Below are 19,980 nucleotides of genomic sequence, written 5' to 3'. Positions count from 1 at the left end.
TCAGCGCAGCGCGTACTCGAGGGCGTTGCGCTCGTAGTCGAGCAGCCGCAGGTCCCGCATCGGCCGGCGCAGGTGCCCCTTGTGCACGATCCGGACGAAGGCCGGCTCACCGGCGGCGGCCATCCGGCGGATGCCCTCGACGTGGTCCACGATCCGCTTGCGGATGGTCCGGATCAGCCGGTGCCGGTCCCGCGGGATCAGCCCGTACGCGTCCGCGAAGAGGCGCAGCCGGCGCGGCCGGTCGGGGTGCTTCCAGCCGAGCGTGATCGAGTCGCGGTCGGAGAAGATCGGCACCCACGTCCAGGCCGCGTACGCCACGTCGTAGATCCGGGCGCCGGGCGAGGCGAGGTCGAAGTCGATCAGCCCGAGGGTGCCGTCGGGCCGCCAGATGACGTTGTGCGGGGCGGCGTCGTGGTGGCAGATCACCTCGGTGTCCGGCGGCGGCGGGCCGAACGAGCGCCACACCGCCCCCGGCGGCGGCACGAAGCCGTACTGGGCGTCGTGGAACATCCGCAGCATGGTGGCGACGGTCACCAGGGCCTCGTCGGTGACCCAGTGCGGGGCCAGCGGGTACTCCCCACACTCCCCCTCCAGGTACGACAGGACCTCCCGGTTGCGCTCGTCCATGCCGAGCGCGCGGGGGGCGCCGGTGAACCCGACGTACTCCAGGTGGCGCAGCAGGGCGTGCACCGAGGGCGTCCACGGCCCGGCGTTGCGCCGGACCGTGTCGCCGACCCGCACCACGGTGCTGACGTTCCCGCCGTGCAGCGGGATCTCCTGCGAAGTCACGTACGGTCTCCCGAGGCGCTGCGACGGGTGGCTGGGGTCGCGCCATCCGGCGTAGGCGCGATCGTTGCTCGTCACTGCGAGGTTACGCGTCCCGGGCGAGCGGCTCGGTACCGAGCAGCGCGTCGACGAACTGCGCGGGGTCGAACGGGGCGAGGTCGTCCTTGCCCTCGCCGAGCCCGACCAGCTTCACCGGGATGCCCAGCTTGCGCTGCACGGCGATCACGATGCCGCCCTTGGCGGTGCCGTCGAGCTTGGTGAGCACCACGCCGGTCACGTTGACCACCTCGGTGAAGACCCGGGCCTGCTCCAGCCCGTTCTGCCCGGTGGTGGCGTCCAGGATCAGGATCGTCTCGTCGATCGGGCCGTGCTTCTCCACCACCCGCTTGACCTTGCCCAGCTCGTCCATCAGGCCGACCTTGTTCTGCAGCCGGCCGGCCGTGTCGATCAGCACCGTGTCCACGCCAGTGTCGATGCCGCGCTTGACCGCGTCGAAGGCGACGCTGGCCGGGTCGGCCCCCTCCGGGCCACGCACGGTCTCGGCCCCGACGCGACCGGCCCAGGTCTCCAGCTGGTCGGCGGCGGCGGCACGGAAGGTGTCGGCCGCGCCGAGGATCACGCTCCGGCCGTCGGCGACGAGCACCCGGGCGACCTTGCCGCAGGTGGTGGTCTTGCCGGCGCCGTTGACGCCGACCACCAGCAGCACGGCCGGCACGCCGTCCTTGGGCGCGGTGTGCAGCGAACGGTCCAACGTCGGGTCGAGGGCGTTGACCAGCTCGGCGGCGAGCAGGGCGCGCAGCTCGGTGCCGGACCGGGTGCCGAGCACCCGGGTGCGCTCGCGCAGCCGGTCGACGATCTCCCGGGTGGCGTCGATGCCGACGTCGGCGGTGATCAGGCTGTCCTCGATCTCCTCCCAGGTGTCCTCGTCCAGGTGGTCGCGGCTGAGCAGGCCGAGCAGGCTCTTGCCGAAGACGTTCTGCGAGCGGGACAGCCGGGAGCGCAGCCGGACCAGCCGCCCGGCGGTCGGCTCGGGCACCTCCAGCACCGGGGCCGGGGCTTCCACGACCGGCGGTTCCACCAGGATCCCGGTGGAGATTTCGGCCTCCGGCGCCGCCACCGGCGGGCCGGCGAGACCCTCCTCGGCCCGGGTCTCGACCTCCGTCTCGGGCAGCGGCGGCTCCGGGCGCCGGCGCAGCCGCGGCACGACCAGCCCGATGCCGCCAAGGATCAGCACGCCGAGCAGGGCGAGTGCGATGAGGAGGTATTCGGTCATGCCGGAATCCTGTCAGATGCCGGCGATGCTGTCCCAGCCACCGCTCCCGGCGGGCCCGTCCGGGAGCCGGCGGTAGGCTCGGTCACAGCCAGCAGTGGTGCGACCGCCGGCCGGGTAGTAAAAGTGAAGTCCGCTTACCTGGAGGTCGACCATGCCCGCGGCACACCTGCTCATCGGCCCGTTGCTGCGGCGGGTGGTCGACACGCGGGCCACCGTCTGGGTCGAGACCAGCGCGCCCGCCGTGGTCACCGTTCGCACGGCCGACGGCGCCCGCGGCACCGCGCCCACCTTCTCCGCGTACGACCACCACTACGCGCTCGTCGTGGTGGAGGGGCTCACGCCCGACAGCGCCACCAGCTACGAGGTGCTGTTCGACGACGAGGTCGCCTGGCCGGTGCCGAGGAGCGGGTTCCCGCCCAGCGTCATCCGCACCCGGGCGGCCGACGACCTCGACCAGCCGGTCCGGTTGATCTTCGGATCGTGCCGGGAGACCACCCAGCACGCCACCACCCGCCGACTGCCCCCGGACGCGCTCGACGCGTACGCCCGGCGGCTGATGGCCGACCCCGACCCGGCCGGCCTGCCCGATCTGCTGGTGCTCCTCGGTGACCAGGTCTACGCGGACGTGACCTCCCCCACGGTGCGGCGGCTGCTGAAGCGGCGCCGCCGGCGGCCCAGGGGCGCGCCCAGCGACCAGGTGGTCAGCTTCGACGAGTACACCAAGCTCTACCTGGAGTCCTGGCGTGACCCGGAGATCCGCTGGCTGCTCTCCACCGTGCCGAGCGTGATGATCTTCGACGACCACGAGATCATCGACGACTGGAACACCTCGGCCGCCTGGCGGGCGGACATGCGCGACCAGCCCTGGTGGGCGGAGCGGATCACCAGCGGCCTCGCCTCCTACTGGGTCTACCAGCACCTGGGCAACCTCTCCCCCGACGAGATCGCCGCCGACCCGGTCTTCGCGAAGGTCAGCGCGGCGGAGGACGCCACCGGCGTGCTGCGCGAGTTCGGCCAGCGGGTCGACACCGAGGCCGACCTCGCCCACGACACCGAGCGGTGGCGGGCCGTGCAGTACCAGTGGAGCTACGCGCTGGACCTGGGCCGGACCCGGCTGGTGATGCTGGACAACCGGTGCAGCCGGGTGCTGGAGCCCGGCCGGCGGGCGATGCTGCCCCCGGGCGAGTGGTCGTGGTTCCTCGACCGGGCCCACGGCGTCTACGACCACCTCGTGGTGGGCGCCTCGTTGCCCTGGCTGCTGCCGCCGGGCATCCACCACGTGGAGGCGTGGAACGAGAAGCTCGCCGACTCGCGGCGGCGCTGGCTCGGGCGCCTGTCGGAGAAGCTGCGCCGGGGGCTGGACCTGGAGCACTGGGCCGCCTTCCGCCGCTCGTTCGACGCGCTCGGCGCGCTGTTCGCCCGGATCGGCAGCGGCACCCCCGGCGAGCCCGGCGACCGGGTCGGGGCCGGCCCGGCGTACGCGCCGCCGGCGTCGATCAGCGTGCTCTCCGGTGACGTGCACCACTCGTACGTGGCGCGGGCCCGGTTCGACGACCGGAGCGTGGTCACCCCGGTGCACCAGCTCACCTGCTCGCCCATCCACAACCAGGTGCCCGCCGGGATGCGCCCGCTGATGCGGCTGGGCTGGTCGTCCGGGCCGGCCGGAGCCGCCCGGGCGCTCGCCCGCTCGGCCGGGGTACGCCGCCCGCCGTTCCGCTGGAAGCGGCTGGCCGGCCCCTACTTCGGCAACGCGGTCGCCACGCTGGTGCACACCGGGCGGGCGGCCGAGGTGACCATCGAGGGCACCACCAGCGACGGCCACCTGCGCGAGGTGATGCGGCAGCGGCTGGCTCCGGGTGCCTGAGACCGTCCGCCGTACCCTGGCCACCGTGGACGAGCACCTGCCGGAGGCGATGCGGGCGGTGGAGCACGAGCTGACCGCCCTGCTGCGCCGGGGGCGGGCCGTCTCCTCGGAACTTGCCCGGGAGGTGCACCCCGGCCTGGAGCCCGACGCGTACGGGCTGCTGCTGTGGCTGCGCCGGTGCGGCTCGGTCCGGCTCACCGACCTGGCCGCCCGGCTCGGCGTCGGCAAGGGGACGCTGAGCCGGCAGATCCACGGGCTGGAGGGCCTGGGCCTGGTCCGGCGCGACCCGGACCCGGCCGACCGGCGCGCCGCGCGGCTCAGCCTCACCGAGGAGGGGCAGCGCCGGTTCGACGCGGCGCAGGGCGGCCGGCTCGAACGCTTCCGGCAGACCCTGGGCACCTGGTCGGCGGCGGACGTCGGGGACTTCGCCCGGCTGCTGCGCCGCTTCAACGAGGAGTACTTCTAGGCCGGCCGGAATAGGGCTGTGCCCGGGCCCGGTTGTTGCCTAGGGCAACCGGAGAGGACGGAGCTGGCATGAGCACGGACGCGCCGGAACGGGAGGAGTACGGCCCGCGCACCCGGCCGGGGCCCTACGAGCGCGGCACGGACGGGCCGAGGGTCGTGCTGGTCGGCGTGGACGGCACCCGCACCTCGGAGCGCGCCGGCTGGTACGCGGCCGGGCTGGCCCGCCGGCAGGGCTCCGCCCTGGTGGTGGTCCACGTCAGCCCCGCACCCGGGCTGACCACGCTCGTGCCCGGCCTGGACGCCGGGGAGGTGCAGCGCTGCCACGACGAGCTGACCGCGGAGCTGCGCCGGGAGTGCCGGCGCAGCGCCGAGGAACTCGGCCTGCCGGTCACCTTCCTGCGCCGGCGCGGGGACGCGTACGCCGAGCTGCGTGCGGCGGCCGACGAGTTCCGGGCCGACCTGGTGGTCGTCGGCTCCTCCGAGCAGGCCGGGCACCGGCTGGTCGGCTCGGTCGCCACCCGCCTCGTCCGGGCCGGCCGCTGGCCGGTCGTCGTGGTGCCCTGACACGTCGCGGCGCGGCGGAGCCCGGACACGTCGCGGTGCGGCGGCGCGCCGCGGAGCCCGGACACGTCCTGACGCCGGGACGGGTCACGGCGGATATGCGGTCGCGGGTTGTCGGTCGGGCCGGCGAGGATGGCCGGCATGACCTGGAGAGCACCGGAGATCACCCGGACCCCCGAGCCGTACGTCGGCGACGAACGCACCATCCTGGAAGGCTGGCTGGACTACCACCGGCAGACGCTGCTGCTCAAGTGCGCCGGGCTGACCGCCGAGCAGTTGCGGACGCCGAGCGTCGAGCCCTCCGGGCTGACCCTGCTCGGGCTGGTCCGGCACCTGGCCGAGGTGGAGGCCTGGTGGTTCCGGGAGAACTTCGCCGGCGAGCGCGTCGACTACCCCTACTTCACCCCCGACAACCCGGACGCCGACCACGACGTCAGCGCCGCCGACGCCGAGGCCGACCTCGCCACGTTCCACCGGGAGGTGGAGCTGGCCCGGGCCGCCGCGGCGGGCCGCTCGCTCGACGACACCTTCACCGAGGTCGGCCCGAAGCGCCGGACGTTCAACCTGCGCTGGGTCTACGTGCACATGATCGAGGAGTACGCCCGGCACAACGGCCACGCCGACCTGATCCGCGAACGCATCGACGGCGTCACCGGCGACTGACCGCCCCGGGCGGCGCCGCGCCAGGCCCGCCGGCGCCGCCCACCGGCACCGGGGAGCCCCACGCCGCCAGCCCGGCAGCCCCCGCACCACGGCCGAGCGGACCAGCCGGGGCAGGCCTCAGTACGCCAGCGCCGCCCGCAGGTAGCGCAGGTCCTCGGGGCGGCCGGTCCAGCGGAGCGCCGACAGCCCGGCGGCCCGGGCACCGCGCACCGACCAGTCCTCGTCGTCGACGAAGAGCACCCGGTCCGGCGGGGTGGCCACCGCCCGGCAGGCGGCCTGGAAGTACTCCTTGGCCGGCTTGTTCACCCCGAGCCGGTACGAGTTGACCACCGCGTCGAACTCGCCAACCAGGCCGAGCGCGGCCAGGTCGTCGTCGAGCAGGTCGGTGGCGTTGGTGGCGAGGCCGACCGGGAGGCCGCCGGCGCGCACCCCGCGGACGAAGTCGAGCACCTCGGTGTCCACCTCGCCCCGGTAGCGCTGCCACTGCTCGACCGCGGCCCGGGCGCGCTCCGGCCCGCCGGCCGGCCCGGCCAGCGCGTCGGCGACGCTGGTCATCCAGTCGGCGTGGCTGACCTGGCCGGTCAGCACCGGCTGGAGCCGCCCCCACTGCATGGCGATCTCGGTGAGTACGCCCTCGGACAGGCCGTACTCCCGCTCCACGCCGGCGGCCACCGCCGGGTCCCAGCGTCGCAGGACGCCGTCGAAGTCCACCAGGAGCGCCGTGGCGCGTTCCCGACCCACTACTCGTTCTCCTCGCCGCGGCCGCGCCGCTCGTCGTCCCCGTCGGCCCGGTTGAGCCGTTGGCTGATCACCTGGGTCACCCCGTTGCGCATGGTCACGCCGTACAGGGCGTCGGCGACCTCCATCGTCCGCTTCTGGTGCGTGATGACGATGAGCTGGCTCTTCTCCCGCAACTGGGCCAGCAGCGTGATCAGCCGGCCCAGGTTGACGTCGTCGAGCGCCGCCTCCACCTCGTCCATGATGTAGAACGGGCTGGGCCGGGCGCGGAAGATCGCCACCAGCATCGCCACCGCGGTCAGCGACCGCTCGCCGCCGGAGAGCAGCGACAACCGCTTGATCTTCTTACCCGGCGGGCGGGCCTCCACCTCGACGCCGGTGGTGAGCAGGTCCTCCGGGTCGGTGAGCACGAGCCGGCCCTCGCCGCCGGGGAAGAGCACGGTGAAGACCTGCTGGAACTCCCGGGCCGTGTCCTCGAACGCGCTGGCGAAGACCTCCAGGATCCGGTCGTCGACGTCCTTGACCACGGTGAGCAGGTCGCGGCGGGTGGCCTTGAGGTCCTCCAGTTGCTCCGAGAGGAACTTGTAGCGCTCCTCCAGCGCGGCGAACTCCTCCAGCGCGAGCGGGTTGACCTTGCCGAGCAGGGTCAGTTCCCGTTCCGCCTTGGCGGCCCGCTTCTCCTGCACCGGACGCTCGTAGCGCGCCGGCTCGGGCACCGGCAGGCCGTCCCGCTCGGCCGCCGCCACGTCAGCCTGGGTGGGCGGGACGGGCTGGTGCGGGCCGTACTCGGCGACCAGGGTCTCCACGTCCAGCCCGAAGTCCTCCGCGGCCTTCGCCTCCAGCTGCTCGATGCGCAGCCGCTGCTCGGCGCGGGCCACCTCGTCCCGGTGCACCTGGCTGGTCAGCCGCTCCAGCTCCGCGCCGAGCCGCTTGGCCGCGCCGCGTACCTCCTGCAGCTCGGCCTCGCGGGAGGCGCGCTCGCGCGCCACGGCGTCGCGGTGCTCCTCCGCCGCGGCGATGGAGGTGGCCAGCCGGGTGAGGGCCTCGCGGGCGCCGCCCGCCACGGCCCGGGCGATCCCCGCGCCACGGGTGCGCGCCGCCCGCCGCGCCGCCGCGCGTTCCCGCGCGGCCCGCTCGGCGGTGGCCTGCCGGCGCAGCGAGTCGGCGCGACCGGCGATCGAGGAGACCCGCTCCTCGGCCGTACGCACCGCCAGCCGGACCTCCATCTCGTTCTGTCGCGCCTGCGGCACCATCGCGGCGAGCTGGTCGCGGTCCTCGGTGGAGGGTTCCGCGTCGACCGGGGTCTCCTCGGCCAGCCGCAGCCGTTCCTCCAGCTCGGCCAGGGTGAGCAGGTCCCGTTCCCGGGCCGCCTCGGCGCGGGCCCGGGACTCGCCGAGCCGGTCGGTCTCGGCCTTCGCGGAGCGGGCGGCCGCGCCCAGCTCGGCCAGCCGCCGGGCGGCGGCGTTGCGGTGGCTCTCCGCCTCCCGCTTGGCGGCGGCGGCGTGCTGCACGGTGTCCTTCGCGGCGGCCACCTCGGCGCGGGCGTCGACGAGCTGTTCGCGCAGCTCCGCGCCGGTCCGCTCGGCCGCGAGCCGGTTCGACCGGGCCTCCTCGACCGCCGCCTGCACCTCGATGAAGCTGGGCGCTTTGGCCGACCCGCCGGCCGCCGCGTACGCGCCCACCACGTCGCCGTCCGGGGTGACCGCGCGCAACTCGGGATTGCCGGCGACCACCTCGGCCGCGGCGGCGAGGTCGTCGACCAGCACCACGTCGCGCAGCGCCCGGTGCACCGCCGGTCGAAGCTGCGGGGCGCACTCCACCAGGTCGGGCGCCCAGCGGGCGCCGTCGGGCAGCTTCGGCCGCAGCGCGTCGGGGTGGGCGTCCATGCCGGGGCCGGCGGGGCTGCCGACCAGCAGGCCGGCCCGGCCGGCGTCGGAGATCTTCAGCAGCCGCATGGCCTCGACGGCCTCGTCGACGCCGCTGACCGCGACCGCGTCGGCGAGCCCGCCGAGCGCGGCGGCGAGCGCGGCCTCCTGCCCGGGGGCGACGGTGAGCAGCCCGGCCAGGCTGCCCAGCAGGCCCGGGACCTCGTCGGCGCGGGCCAGCAGCGCCCCCGCCCCGTCCTTGCGGCGCAGGCCCAGGGCGAGCGCCTCCTCCCGGGCCTTCCAGGTGGCGGCGTCCTTCTCCGCCGACCGCTCGGCGTCGGTCAGCGACCGCACGGTGGCCTGCGCCCGCTCCAGGGCGGCGGCCGCCTCGGCGTGCCGGGCGTCGAGGTCGGCGTTGTCCCGGTCCGCCTCGGTGGACTGCTCGGCCACCGCGTCCAGCTCGGCCTGCGCCTGCTCGGCCCGGGCGAGCGCGTCGGCGTGCGCGGCGGCGAGCCGTTCGATCTCCTCGCCCGCGCTGGTGGTCCGGGCCCGGGCGGAGTTGACCTGACCGGTCAGCCGGGCCAGCCCCTCCCGCCGGTCGGCGATCGCCTTCGCGGCGGCGACCAGCTCGCGTTCGGCGGCGGCGAGCTGCCGTTCCAGCTCCTGGCGGTGCTCCACCGCCTCGGCGAGCCGGATCTGGTCGTCGGTGAGCGCGGCGCGCAGCTCCTCCTCCTGCTCGCGGACCCGCTCGGCCTCGGCCTCCAACTGGTCCGGGTCGCGGCCGGGGCGCTCGTCGTCCGGCGTGGCGCTGAGGTGCCGCAGCCGCTCCCGGGCGAGCTGCTCGATGGAGCGGAACCGCTCGGAGAGGGCGGAGAGCTTGTACCAGGTGTCCTGCGCGGCGGCCAGCAGCGGCGCGTCCTCGGCGAGGGCGGCCTCCAACTCGGCGAGGCGGGACTGCACCTCGGTGTGCTCGGCCTCGACCTGCTCCCGCCGCTCGCGCACCGCGGTCTCGTCGGCGATCTCCCGGTCCAGGGTGGCGCGCAGGGTGGCCAGGTCGTCGGCGAGCAGCCGCAGCCGGGCGTCGCGCAGGTTCGCCTGGATGGCGGCGGCGCGCCGGGCCACCTCGGCCTGCCGGCCCAGCGGCTTGAGCTGGCGGCGCAGCTCGGCGGTGAGGTCGGTGAGCCGGTTGAGGTTGGTCTGCATCGCGTCGAGCTTCCGCAGCGCCTTCTCCTTGCGCTTGCGGTGCTTGAGGACGCCGGCAGCCTCCTCGATGAACGCCCGCCGGTCCTCCGGCTTGGCGTGCAGCATGCCGTCGAGCCGGCCCTGCCCGACGATGATGTGCATCTCCCGGCCGATACCGGAGTCCGACAGCAGCTCCTGGATGTCGAGCAGCCGGCAGGAGTCGCCGTTGATCTCGTACTCGCTCTCGCCGGAGCGGAACATCCGGCGGGTGATCGACACCTCGGTGTACTCGATCGGCAGCGCGCCGTCGGTGTTGTCGATCGTCAGGGTCACCTCGGCCCGGCCCAGCGGGGCCCGGCCGGCGGTGCCGGCGAAGATGACGTCCTCCATCTTGCCGCCGCGCAGCGCCTTGGCGCCCTGCTCGCCGAGCACCCAGGCGATGGCGTCGACGACGTTGGACTTGCCGGAGCCGTTCGGGCCGACCACGCAGGTGATCCCGGGCTCCAGCTTCAGCGTCGTCGCGGAGGCGAAGGACTTGAAGCCCTTCACCGTCAGGCTCTTGAGATACACCTTCTCGATCCTCGTCCGGTGGCCGCCGTACCGTCGCCGGCTGCGCGGACCTGGGTGAACCCGCAGACTAACCCGGGACCGACGGCCGCCCGGCACGCGACCCGCCTGCCGGGCGCCCGGCCGCGCCGTGGGGCGGGCCAGCCGGGGTACGCCGGGCGACGTCGGGAGGACCATTTTCGCCGGCCCCCGACAGATCCACACAAGATCGCGAATTGGTGCCGGCGAAAAGGGGCGCGGACAGAGCTGCGCGCCGGCACAGAAGTGTCGGCGCGCTTTTTTGCGTGGTGCGATTCAGTTTTTCGATCCCGGAGCTCAGGTCAGCGCGGGCTCGGCCAGACGGAGCAGATCGTCCGCCTCCGCCGCAGCCGCCGCGAGCCGATCGTTCTCGGCACGCAACCGCGTGATCTCGAACTCCAGTGCCCGAACCGTGGCACGCAGTCGGGTGACCTCGTCGAGCAGACGCCGATCGGGCGCCGCACCTACGTGGCCGTACAGGGCCTTGGCCATGATGACTCCTTGATATGCGCTGCCGGAAAGGCCGGCCAACGCGCGCCCAATGTGTACGCGGCTGTCATTCCAGGCGATTCTGGGCATGACCGGGCGCGACTGGCGACACCTATATATTGAGCCGATACCCCCTCCTTCGTCAAGTTCCCGCAGGCCGTAGATCATTTCCACGTCGACCTGTCCACTTGCCGGGGGGCTGCCACAAGGCGCGGACACTCTCTGTCCGGACACCTTGACTCTACGCCCCGGATCCCGGGAAGTCCCTACCCGGCCGTCCGACTTCCCCTTAACTCTTCCTTAGCCACGTTGCCGCTGCTCAGGCCCCCCACGTAGCGTCACTCCGCCCGCACCCGATCCCCTTGGAGGCAGAGGCGTGTACCGCTGGACCGACCCGAACGACCCGGACGGCGCCGCCCGGCACCCCGAGCAGCCGCGCAGCGAGGAGCCGGCCTGGCTGACCGACCGTCCGGAGCCGAGGTCGGCCTACCTGTTCGGGGACGACCCGGACCGACCCGCCGACGAGTGGCACCGCGACCAGCCGACCGCCCGCTGGCAGGCCGAGCCCGCCGAACCGGCCGCACACCGGCAGGCCGAGCCCGCCGCGCGCTGGCAGGCTGGACCCGCCGACGCCGCCGAGCCCACCGGGCGCTGGCGGGACGAGCCCACCGAGCGCTGGCGGGACGAGCCGACCGGGACCTGGCCGGCCGCGCCGGCCGCCGCCTGGCAGGGCGAGCCGGTTGCCGCCTGGCAGGGCGAGCCGGGCGTCCGCTGGCACGCCGACGCCGACCTGCGGGACGGCGGGCCGTACGGGACGGACGCGCCCCCGCCCGGCGAGCGGGCGGCCGGCGGCTGGCCGGTCGACGCCCCGACCGCCCCGATCGACCTCGGGACGCACCAGGACACCGACGCCGGGACGACACCCGCCGAGGGCCGGCACCGCCGCCACCGCCGCTTCCCCCGCCCCGTGCTGATCGGTGGCGCCGCCGCAGCCGCCACGCTGGTGGTGAGCCTCGGCGTCGGCGCGGTCGCGCTGGGCGGCGACGGCCCGGAGACCGACCCGACCGCCGTCGACGACACGATCGCCGCCGCCCCGGCGTTGCCGGGGACGCCCGGCGACGCGCTGGCCGCCCCCACCCCGAGCACCGCGCCGACCACCGTCAGGCCCGCCCCGTCGCCCACGAAGGACACCAGGCCCACGCCGGTGCCCTCGCGCTCCACCGCGCCCTCGCGGCGCACCGAGCGGAGCAGCGCGCCGTCCGGCGGCGGCACGAAGGCCCCCGTGAGCAGCGGGGTCAGCGCCCAGGCCCGCGAGGTGGTGAACCTGGTGAACGCCGAGCGCGCCAAGGCCGGCTGCGGGGCGCTGAGCATCGACGACAAGCTCATGACCGCCGCCCAGCGGCACAGCCAGGACCAGGCGGACCACCGGAACATGTCGCACACCGGCAGCGACGGCAGCGACGCCGGAGACCGGCTGGACCGGGTCGGCTACGCCTGGCGCACGTACGGCGAGAACGTCGCCTGGAACCAGAAGACGCCGGCCGCGGTGATGGACGCCTGGATGAACAGCTCCGGTCACCGGGCCAACATCCTGAACTGCGCCTTGACCGAGATCGGCGTCGGCGTGGCGAGCAGCAACGGGCCGTACTGGACGCAGGTCCTCGCCGCGCCGCGCTGAACGCGAGTCGTGGCCGGGTCCGCGCTCGTTTGACCGGGTGAGGTACGCCGGACCGGCGTACCCGCTCCGGGCGGCACTCCCGCCGCCCCGGCACCCGGGAGCTTGCCGATGCGGATCCGGCCGCGTACGCGCGCCGTCGGGCGGGGCCCGCGCCGCGTCCTGTCCGCCTGCGTCGTCCTCGCGCTGCTGGCCACGGTCGGCGGTTGCCGGGTCGCGCTCACCCCGCCCGGCGCCCCGACCACCTGGCCGGCGGAGTCGGCCGGCCGGTGGCGGTGGCAGTGGCAGCTCAGCGGCGTGCTCGACCCGACCGTCGACGCCGACGTCTTCCTGCTCGACCCGGTCGCCACCACCGCCGCGCAGACCGCCGAGCTGCGGTCCCGCGACCGCCGGCTGGTCTGCCAGGTGCACGTCGGCTCGGTCCTGCCCACGGATCCGGACGCGAGCCGCTTCCCGGCCGCCGTGTGGGGCGCCGCGGCCCGTCGCCCGCAGAGCCGCTGGCTCGACGTACGGCAGTGGGACGCGCTGCGGCCGGTGCTGGCGGACCGGCTCCGGCTGTGCCGGGGCAAGGGCTTCGGCGCGGTCGCGCTCGCCGACGCCGACGGGTACGCCCACCGCGCCGGCTTCCCGCTCGGCTTCGACGACCAGTTGCTGTTCAACCGCCGGCTCGCCGAGTTGGCCCGGTCCCTGGACCTCTCCCCCGGCCTGGTCAACGACGTGCCCCAGGTGGCCGCCCTGGCGCCGGACTTCGACTTCGCCGTCAACGAGGAATGCGTGCGGCTGGGCCTGTGCGCCAAGCTGTTGCCGTTCGTCGAGGCGGGCAAGCCGGTGTTCCACGCCGAGTACACCGGCTCGACCACGGACTTCTGCGTCACCACGGTGGGCTACGGCTTCTCCTCGATCCGCAAGGACCGGGAGTTGGGCGCCTGGCGGGCCTCCTGCCCGGTGTTCTGACGCCGACCGTCACGCACCCGGGCCATGCCGGCCGCCCCGCACACACCACGTGCCCGGCCGGTCGCCCCGCACGGAGGTCGGCCCGACGGCAGGACCCGCCGCGCGTACCGACGGACGGACGGCAGGGGCCGGACCGCGGGTGCGGTCCGGCCCCTGGTGTGGCGTGGGTCAGCGGGCGCCGACCAGCTCCGGGGTCGGAGCCGGCGGGTCCGTGGGGGCCTTCGCGGGGCGCCCCCGCAGGAACTTCGGGGCCCACCAGTTCGCGTCGCCGAGCATGGTCATCAGCGCCGGCAGCACCACCGCGCGGATGATCGTGGCGTCCAGCAGGATCGCCGCCGCCAGGCCGATGCCGAGCTGCTTCATGTCGATCGTGCTCAGCGTGGCGAAGATCGAGAAGACCCCGACCATCACGATCGCCGCGCTGGTCACCACGCCGGCCGACGAGGTGATGCCGTACGCCACCGCGTCCCGGTTCGACATGCCGGCCCGGACGCCCTCGCGGATCCGGCTGACCACGAAGACGTGGTAGTCCATCGAGAGCCCGAACAGCACCACGAAGAGGAACAGCGGCAGCCAGGTGACGATCGCACCCATCGAGGTGAAGCCGAGCAGGCCCTCGGCCCAGTCGCCCTGGAAGACCAGCACCAGCAGCCCGTACGCGGCACCGGCGGAGAGCAGGTTGAGCAGGATCGAGCTGAGCGCGATCACCACCGAGCGGAACGTCAGCACCATCACCACGAAGGTCAGCACCAGCACGAAGCCGATGACGACCGGCAGCTTGTCGCGGATGTGCTGCGAGTAGTCCTCGCTGTCGGCGATGTCCCCGCCGACCGCGTACTCCACGCCGGGCACCGCGCCGAGCGCGGCCGGGACGAGGTCGTCGCGCAGCCGCTCCAGGGAGCGGGCCGCCTCGTCGGTGCGGCTGGCGTGCGGGGTGGCGACCTCCAGCACCGACACCCGCCGGTCCGCCGACACCTCGATCTTCGGGCCGTCCGCCTCGGTCGGCGCGAAGAGCGGGTCGGCCGACGCCGCGCCGGCCAGCGCGGTCAGCGCCGCCGCGACCCGGTCCGCCTCGGCCGCCGGCGCCCGCACCGCGACCGTGTGGCTGGTGCCGCTGCTCGGGAACGCCGCGGTGAGCCGGTCGTACGCCTGCATGGCCGGCGTGCTGCGCGGCAGGTCCTCCATGCCGGGGAACTTCATCTTCATGCCGAGCGCGGGCGTGGCCAGGGCGAGCAGCAGCCCGACCGAGATCACCAGGGTGGCCACCGGCGCCCGCAGCGCGGGCTTCAGCACGGCCGGCCAGAACCTCGGCTTCGCCTCGCCGTGCCGCCCGGTACGCGGGGCGGTGAGCCGCCACAGCAGCGGCACCCGGGGCCGGTCGACCCAGCGGCCGAGCTTGGCCAGCAGCGCCGGCAGCACGGTCAGCGAGCCGATCACCGCGACCGCGACCACCAGCATCGAGCCCACCGCGAGGGAGGAGAAGATGGCGTCGTTGGCGAGCAGCAGCCCGCCCATCGAGATCATCACGGCGAAGCCGGAGACCACGACGGCGTGACCGGAGGTCTCCGCGGCGATCTCCACCGCGTCGAGGCCGGAGCGCCCCTTCGCCCGCTCCTCCCGCTCGCGCCGCACGTAGAACAGCGAGTAGTCGACCCCGACCGCCATGCCGATCAGCAGGATGACGCTGGCCGTCGTGTCGGTCGCCGGCACCAGGTGCGAGGCGAGGGTGGAGAGCCCCATCGCCGCGGCGACCGAGGAGAGCGCCAGCAGAACCGGCACGCCGGCGGCGATCAGCGCCCCGAACGCGATGATCAGGATGGCCAGGGTCACCGGCAGGCTCAGCAGTTCGGCCCGCTTGAAGTCCTCGCCGAGCGTGTCGTTCAGCGCCTTGCTGATCGACGGGCCGCCGACCTGCTCGACGCGCAGCTGCGGGTGCCCCTCCTGCACCCGGGCGGTGGCGTCCCGCAGCGGCTGCACCCGGTCGGACGCGGTCTCCGCGTCACCCGACATCGTGATCGGCACCAGCAGCGCGGAGCCGTCCCGCGCCGTCACCGGCTCCCCCACCGAGGCGACTCCGGTCACCGAACGCAGTTCGGTCGCCGCGTCGGCGGCGGCGGCCTTCGCGGCGACGGGGTCCAGCGTGCCGACGCGCGCCGTGATCAGGACGTTCTCCACCGCCGGGTCGGCGAAGTCGCCGGCGTCCACGATCAGCCCCGCCCGGCCCGACTCGCCGACGGCCTGGTCGGCGCCGGTCGCCTCCTTGAGTCCCGCGGCGTTCCCGCCGACGAAGCACACCGCCACGAACACGACCCACAGCGCGATGGCCCGCCACGGATGCTCCGCGCTCCACCGCGCCAGCCGCACCGTCACCGGTCTTGCCCCCATTCCGGGTCCCCCTGTCACGTCAACCCCCTGTCAACGGGGTTGACGCTATGGACGGAACGGGCCCGGGACATCAGGGAACGGCCCCGGCCCTTCCCCGGAACCTGTACGCGGCCTGAACGACGGTCCGGCCGGGCGAGTCGGGCCGAAACCGGCGTGTCGGGAGGGCGATCCCCGACCGGCCGGGGCCGACGCGCCGACGGCGACCCGGAAAACGCCTCGGGGTCATCCCCGAAGGGCCCCCCGGGGGCGGGGCTGACAGCGCGGGCAACTGTACGACGAACGGTTCATGAACGCCTCCCGACGCACGGGCGCGCCGCAGCGGTGGCACGGCAGGCCCTCCCGGCCGTAGACGTTCAGCGACCGGTCGAAGTAGCCGCTCTCCCCGTTGACGTTGACGTAGAGGGCGTCGAAGCTGGTGCCGCCGGACTTGATCGCCTCGGCGAGGACGTCCCGGACGTGGCCCAGCAGCCGCAGCGCGGCCGGGCCGGTCAGCGCGTCGGTGGGGCGGGCGCCGTGCAGCCTCGCCCGCCACAGCGCCTCGTCGGCGTAGATGTTGCCCACCCCGGAGATCAGCGTCTGGTCCAGCAGGGCGCGCTTGACCTCCGTACGCCGCCGGCGCAGCGCGGCGGCGAACGACGCGTCGGAGAACTCCGGGTCCATCGGGTCACGGGCGATGTGCGCGATCTCCGCCGGCAGCTCCGCGCCGCCCGCGGAGACCGACAGCCCGCCGAACGTGCGCTGGTCGACGAAGCGCAGCTCCGGCCCGTCGTCGGCGAAGCGGAACCGGACGCGCAGGTGCGTCTCGTCGGGCGCGTCGGCCGGCTGCACCAGCAGCTGGCCCGACATGCCCAGGTGCCCGACGACGGCGTCCCCGCTGTCCAGCGGCAGCCACAGGTACTTGCCCCGCCGGCGCACGTCGCGCACCGTCCGGCCGGCCAGCACGTCGGCGAAGTGCCCGCCGCCGGGGGCGTGCCGGCGCACCGCGCGGGGGTGGTGCACCTCGACGGAGGCGATCCGCCGGTCGGTGACCCACCGGGCCAGCCCCTGCCGGACCGTCTCGACCTCCGGCAGCTCAGGCACGGCCCAGGCCCGCCTCGACCTCGGCGCCCGCCGCCCCGGCGGCTGCCTCGGCCCGCTCCTGCTCGGCCCGCTCGGCCTGCTCGGCCTGCTCGGCCTGCTCGGCCTGCTCGGCCTGCTCGGTGAGCGTGCGCCAGGCTGCCTCGGCAGCCCGCTGCTCGGCCTCCTTCTTGCTCCGCCCGTCGGCCCCGCCGTAGCGGTTGCCGGCAACCACCACCCAGGCGGTGAAGGTCTTGAGGTGGTCCGGCCCGGTGCCCTCGATGCGGTACTCGGGCACACCGAGCCCCAGCGCCGCGGTCAACTCCTGGAGGCTGGTCTTCCAGTCCAGGGCGGCGCCCCGCCCGGCCGACTCGGCCATCAGCGGGTCGAACAGCCGGTGGATGACGATCGCCGCGGTGTCCAGACCGTACTGGAGGTAGATCGCGCCGAGCAGCGCCTCCAGGGTGTCGGCGAGGATGCTCGCCTTGTCCCGGCCGCCGGTGGTCTCCTCCCCCTTTCCGAGCAGCAGGTAGGCGCCGAGCCCGTCCGGGCCCAGGCCGCGCGCCACGTCGGCGAGGGCGCGCATGTTGACCACGCTGGCCCGCAGTTTGGCCAGCTGCCCCTCGGGCAGGTCGGGGTGGTTGTGGAACAGCGCGGTGGTGATCACCACGCCGAGCACCGAGTCGCCGAGGAACTCCAGCCGCTCGTTGGTGGGCAGGCCGCCGTTCTCGTACGCGTACGAGCGGTGGGTCAGCGCGCGCTCCAGCAGCTCCGGATCCAGGCTGACGCCGAACGCGGCTTCCAGGTGACCGACGGACGCCCGCCGCCGCTTGTCGTTGCTCATGATGTGGGTACCTCGGTGTCGGTGGTGCGGTCGGTGCATTCCTCGCGGTCGCCCGCCTCGGTGCCGTCGAGCAGCGCGCGGACCTGGTCGGCGGCGCGCCGCCGCCAGAGGTGGGCGGCCAGGGCGATGCCGGAGGCGACGTCCTCGGGACGGGCCGCGCCGTGGCAGACGACCACCGTGCCGGCCACCCCGAGCAGGGCGGCTGCCCGGGGGGCGCCACCGCCGGGCGGGGGCCCGCCGGCCATCGCGTACGCGCCCTCGATCGCCTTGAGCAGCACGTTACCGGTGAAGCCGTCGGTCACCACCACATCCGCGCGCGCGCCGAGGGAGACGTCGTACCCCTCGACGAGGCCGACGTAGCGACCACCGCAGGGCAGCGACGCGGCAGCGAGGACGGGATCGGCGAGCCGGCGGGCACGGTCACCCTTGCCGGCCTCCGTGCCGACCGAGAGCAGCCCGACGCGCGGGGTCCCGACGGCGTGCGCCACCGCGGCGTAGGCCGCGCCGAGGACGGCGTGCCGGGCGAGGGTGGCCGGGCGCGGCTCGAGCGAGCCGCCGACGTCGAGCAGGACCACCGGGCCCGCGACGGCCGGCAGGGTGGCGACCAGCGCGGGACGGCGTACGTCCGGCCAGCGGCCGAGGCCGAGGGCGACCGCGGTGACGGTGGCGCCGGTCGAGCCGGCGGAGACGAGGGCGTCCGCGGCGCCGTCGCGAACGGCGTGCACGGCGGCGCGGACGGTGCTGTCGGAGCGGGCGGCCACGGGGTGGTCGGCCATGCTCACGGCGGTGCGGACCGGCCGGACGGCGACCCGCGCGCGCTGCGCCGGGTCGAGGGCGTGGACCACCTCGCCGGCGACCTCGGCCGGGCCGACGAGCAGCAGGTGCAGGTCAGGATCGGCGCGCACGGCCCGCAGAGCGCCGTCAACCACGACGTCGGGAGCGTCGTCCCCGCCGAGGAGGTCAACGGCGATCCGCGCGGTGCCCGGCTCCGCCGCGACGCCGGCCGGACCAGGCCGGCCGGCGTCGGTGGGAGCCGGGGCACCGGGCGTTCGCCAGGGTGCGCGCGCCGCCCGACCTGCGGTCGGGGGCGTCACTCGGCGTCCAGGTCAGACCTCGAGGACCTGGCGGCCGTTGTAGGTGCCGCAGACGGAGCAGGCGGCGTGCGGCAGCTTGGCGGACTTGCACTGCGGGCAGGCCACGGTCGCGACCACGGCAGCCTTCCAGTTCGCCCGGCGGGCGCGGGTGTTGCTGCGCGACATCTTGCGCTTGGGGACGGCCACGGTTCCTACTCCTCTTTACGGGTCAGTTGCGACAGGCCCGCCCATCGCGGGTCGATCTGCTGGTGACTGTGGTCGGCCGGCAGATCATCCCAGTGCACCCCGCAGTCGGGGCACAAGCCTGGGCAGTCCTCCCGGCAGAGCGGGTTGGTCGGCAGCGCGAGCACCACCGCGTCCCGCAGCGCCGGCTCCAGGTCGATCAGGTCTCCCTGCATCCGGCCCACCTCGTCCTCGTCGGTCGTGGAGTCCGTGGTGCTGTTCTCGTACGCGTACAGCTCCTGGATCCGCACGGCCACCGAGTCGTTGATCTCGCGCAGGCACCGGCCGCACTCGCCCCGCACGGGACCGGTGACGGTCCCCGAGACGAGCACGCCCTCGGACACCGACTCCAACCTCAGGTCGAGGTCGAGGTCCGCGCCCTCCGGCACGCCGATCAACTCCACGCCGAGGTCCGCCGGTGCCGGTGCCACCCGCTTGACCGTACGCAACGCACCAGGCCGGCGCGGCAGCTCCCTCGCGTCGAGGACCAGCGGCGACCTGGGGTTGAGTGTGGAAGGCGTGTGTTTGGGCATAGTCAGACTCCGGCCGGTGAGAGGCCGACAAAAAAGGTTACCTGGGCGACCGCCGGACCGTCGAACCGGGGGCGACGCCCGCCCCGTCCGTCGGCTGGTGAGGTGCCGTTCAGAAGGGTAGCGGGCGTTCCGCCTCGTCCCCAGCGAAGGTGCCGATCTCCCGCAGCGCGTGCATCTTGTCCCGGCCGCGCTCTATCGAGGCCAACGCCCGGGTGAGGAACTGCTCGAAGTTGGCCAGCGCGGTGTCGACGTAGTCGTCGACCTCCTCGCGCAGGCGCTGTGCCTCGGCCCGGGCCTCGGCGATGATCCGGGCGCCCTCGTGCTCGGCGGAGACGGTGATCTCGTTCACCGAGACCAGGCGGGCGTGTTCCGCCTCACCCTCGCTGATGATCCGGTCGGCCTCCCGCTTGCCGGCCTCCATGATCTTGTCCCGCTCCTCCAGCAGCGCGACGGCCTTGCGCACCTCCACCGGGAGTTCGGCGCGCAGCTCGTCGAGGGCCGCGATGAACTCGCCCCGGTCGACCATGCAGTTGTTGCGTGACATCGGGACGGAACGCGCCTGCTCCACCATGGCGATCAGTTCGTCGATGCGATCGAGCGAGTCCACCGGTAGCTCACTCCTGTCGTTCGTCGGGCCGACCTACATGATGCGGGCTACGGCCGGGTTCCCGCTCCACACATCATGTCGCGCCCCGGCCACACCGCGCCTCTCACCCCGGCCCGGCGCGTCGCGCCGTCCGCCCCGC

General features: G+C 74.5%; 18 protein-coding genes. 6 read left to right on the top strand and 12 right to left on the bottom strand.

Features of this window, described 5'->3' with window-relative positions:
* Window positions 1–864 carry an aminoglycoside phosphotransferase family protein gene (locus tag ACZ6Q9_RS07495; protein ID WP_357453396.1) on the bottom strand — a complete coding sequence of 288 codons (864 nt, stop codon included), beginning with the start codon at window positions 862–864 and terminating at the stop codon, window positions 1–3.
* A 7-nt stretch (window positions 865–871) separates the two neighbouring features.
* Window positions 872–2,059, bottom strand: coding sequence for a signal recognition particle-docking protein FtsY (gene ftsY, locus ACZ6Q9_RS07490; protein WP_393266756.1), 1,188 nt, complete (start codon window positions 2,057–2,059; stop codon window positions 872–874).
* A 151-nt stretch (window positions 2,060–2,210) separates the two neighbouring features.
* Between ftsY and ACZ6Q9_RS07485 the strand changes: the two genes are divergently transcribed.
* The 4 genes from ACZ6Q9_RS07485 to ACZ6Q9_RS07470 all read left to right on the top strand — a co-directional run bounded on the left by ACZ6Q9_RS07485 (window position 2,211) and on the right by ACZ6Q9_RS07470 (window position 5,612).
* On the top strand, window positions 2,211–3,923 hold the full coding sequence (locus tag ACZ6Q9_RS07485) for an alkaline phosphatase D family protein (RefSeq protein ID WP_396828316.1): 1,713 nt from the start codon (window positions 2,211–2,213) through the stop codon (window positions 3,921–3,923).
* Window positions 3,924–3,948: 25 nt separating this feature from the next.
* Entirely contained in the window at window positions 3,949–4,389 is a 441-nt protein-coding gene (locus ACZ6Q9_RS07480; protein WP_363703017.1) for a MarR family winged helix-turn-helix transcriptional regulator, read from the top strand.
* 68 nt (window positions 4,390–4,457) lie between these two features.
* Window positions 4,458–4,952 carry a universal stress protein gene (locus tag ACZ6Q9_RS07475; RefSeq protein WP_396828319.1) on the top strand — a complete coding sequence of 165 codons (495 nt, stop codon included), beginning with the start codon at window positions 4,458–4,460 and terminating at the stop codon, window positions 4,950–4,952.
* A gap of 138 nt (window positions 4,953–5,090) precedes the next feature.
* Window positions 5,091–5,612 (top strand): DinB family protein, encoded by a 522-nt coding sequence (locus tag ACZ6Q9_RS07470; RefSeq protein WP_357453412.1) that lies wholly within the window; start codon window positions 5,091–5,093, stop codon window positions 5,610–5,612.
* A gap of 117 nt (window positions 5,613–5,729) precedes the next feature.
* Here the strand turns inward: ACZ6Q9_RS07470 and ACZ6Q9_RS07465 are convergent, their stop codons facing one another.
* The 3 genes from ACZ6Q9_RS07465 to ACZ6Q9_RS07455 form a co-directional block, all read right to left on the bottom strand.
* On the bottom strand, window positions 5,730–6,353 hold the full coding sequence (locus ACZ6Q9_RS07465; protein WP_393266765.1) for an HAD family hydrolase: 624 nt from the start codon (window positions 6,351–6,353) through the stop codon (window positions 5,730–5,732).
* A complete protein-coding gene (smc, locus tag ACZ6Q9_RS07460) occupies window positions 6,353–9,967 on the bottom strand; it encodes a chromosome segregation protein SMC (protein ID WP_396828322.1) in 3,615 nt (1,204 codons plus the stop codon). The genes ACZ6Q9_RS07465 and smc overlap by 1 nt, the downstream gene beginning before the upstream one ends.
* 312 nt (window positions 9,968–10,279) lie before the next feature.
* Window positions 10,280–10,474, bottom strand: coding sequence for a hypothetical protein (locus ACZ6Q9_RS07455; RefSeq protein WP_091096806.1), 195 nt, complete (start codon window positions 10,472–10,474; stop codon window positions 10,280–10,282).
* Between the two features lie 373 nt (window positions 10,475–10,847).
* On the opposite strand from ACZ6Q9_RS07455, the gene ACZ6Q9_RS07450 reads away from it, so the two are divergent.
* Both ACZ6Q9_RS07450 and ACZ6Q9_RS07445 read left to right on the top strand, forming a co-directional pair.
* The gene (locus ACZ6Q9_RS07450) at window positions 10,848–12,149 is read left to right on the top strand and encodes a CAP domain-containing protein (RefSeq protein ID WP_396828324.1); all 1,302 of its coding nucleotides are present in this window, start codon (window positions 10,848–10,850) and stop codon (window positions 12,147–12,149) included.
* A gap of 108 nt (window positions 12,150–12,257) precedes the next feature.
* Window positions 12,258–13,100: an endo alpha-1,4 polygalactosaminidase gene (locus ACZ6Q9_RS07445; RefSeq protein ID WP_393295334.1), complete on the top strand. Its 843-nt coding sequence runs from the start codon at window positions 12,258–12,260 to the stop codon at window positions 13,098–13,100.
* Window positions 13,101–13,268: 168 nt separating this feature from the next.
* Here the strand turns inward: ACZ6Q9_RS07445 and ACZ6Q9_RS07440 are convergent, their stop codons facing one another.
* The 7 genes from ACZ6Q9_RS07440 to ACZ6Q9_RS07410 all read right to left on the bottom strand — a co-directional run bounded on the left by ACZ6Q9_RS07440 (window position 13,269) and on the right by ACZ6Q9_RS07410 (window position 19,841).
* A complete protein-coding gene (locus ACZ6Q9_RS07440; RefSeq protein ID WP_396828326.1) occupies window positions 13,269–15,485 on the bottom strand; it encodes an MMPL family transporter in 2,217 nt (738 codons plus the stop codon).
* A gap of 222 nt (window positions 15,486–15,707) precedes the next feature.
* Window positions 15,708–16,565: a bifunctional DNA-formamidopyrimidine glycosylase/DNA-(apurinic or apyrimidinic site) lyase gene (mutM, locus tag ACZ6Q9_RS07435; RefSeq protein WP_393266779.1), complete on the bottom strand. Its 858-nt coding sequence runs from the start codon at window positions 16,563–16,565 to the stop codon at window positions 15,708–15,710.
* Entirely contained in the window at window positions 16,558–17,385 is an 828-nt protein-coding gene (rnc, locus tag ACZ6Q9_RS07430) for a ribonuclease III (RefSeq protein WP_396828328.1), read from the bottom strand. Before rnc ends, mutM begins: the two co-directional genes overlap by 8 nt.
* Complete coding sequence (locus ACZ6Q9_RS07425; RefSeq protein WP_393452549.1) at window positions 17,382–18,356, bottom strand: phosphate acyltransferase PlsX; 975 nt, start codon at window positions 18,354–18,356, stop codon at window positions 17,382–17,384. Before ACZ6Q9_RS07425 ends, rnc begins: the two co-directional genes overlap by 4 nt.
* Window positions 18,357–18,491: 135 nt before the next feature.
* On the bottom strand, window positions 18,492–18,665 hold the full coding sequence (rpmF, locus tag ACZ6Q9_RS07420) for a 50S ribosomal protein L32 (protein WP_091096818.1): 174 nt from the start codon (window positions 18,663–18,665) through the stop codon (window positions 18,492–18,494).
* Window positions 18,666–18,670: 5 nt separating this feature from the next.
* Window positions 18,671–19,234, bottom strand: coding sequence for a YceD family protein (locus ACZ6Q9_RS07415; RefSeq protein WP_357695289.1), 564 nt, complete (start codon window positions 19,232–19,234; stop codon window positions 18,671–18,673).
* A 109-nt stretch (window positions 19,235–19,343) separates the two neighbouring features.
* Window positions 19,344–19,841 carry an SPFH domain-containing protein gene (locus tag ACZ6Q9_RS07410; RefSeq protein WP_350680447.1) on the bottom strand — a complete coding sequence of 166 codons (498 nt, stop codon included), beginning with the start codon at window positions 19,839–19,841 and terminating at the stop codon, window positions 19,344–19,346.
* Between the last annotated feature and the right edge of the window lie 139 nt (window positions 19,842–19,980).

The organism is Micromonospora sp. NPDC049139 (assembly GCF_055586845.1).
The sequence above is the reverse complement of the archived record's forward strand: the minus strand, read 5'-3'. Positions and strand labels throughout refer to the sequence as shown.

Bases quoted from the DNA above. Each gene is read 5' to 3' on its own strand.
- ftsY (WP_393266756.1), bottom strand. From the start codon at position 2,059: ATGACCGAATACCTCCTCATCGCACTCGCCCTGCTCGGCGTGCTGATC.
- ACZ6Q9_RS07455 (WP_091096806.1), bottom strand. From the start codon at position 10,474: ATGGCCAAGGCCCTGTACGGCCACGTAGGTGCGGCGCCCGATCGGCGT.
- ACZ6Q9_RS07485 (WP_396828316.1), top strand. From the start codon at position 2,211: ATGCCCGCGGCACACCTGCTCATCGGCCCGTTGCTGCGGCGGGTGGTC.
- rnc (WP_396828328.1), bottom strand. From the start codon at position 17,385: ATGAGCAACGACAAGCGGCGGCGGGCGTCCGTCGGTCACCTGGAAGCC.
- ACZ6Q9_RS07475 (WP_396828319.1), top strand. From the start codon at position 4,458: ATGAGCACGGACGCGCCGGAACGGGAGGAGTACGGCCCGCGCACCCGG.
- ACZ6Q9_RS07470 (WP_357453412.1), top strand. From the start codon at position 5,091: ATGACCTGGAGAGCACCGGAGATCACCCGGACCCCCGAGCCGTACGTC.
- ACZ6Q9_RS07445 (WP_393295334.1), top strand. From the start codon at position 12,258: ATGCGGATCCGGCCGCGTACGCGCGCCGTCGGGCGGGGCCCGCGCCGC.
- ACZ6Q9_RS07440 (WP_396828326.1), bottom strand. From the start codon at position 15,485: ATGGGGGCAAGACCGGTGACGGTGCGGCTGGCGCGGTGGAGCGCGGAG.
- ACZ6Q9_RS07415 (WP_357695289.1), bottom strand. From the start codon at position 19,234: ATGCCCAAACACACGCCTTCCACACTCAACCCCAGGTCGCCGCTGGTC.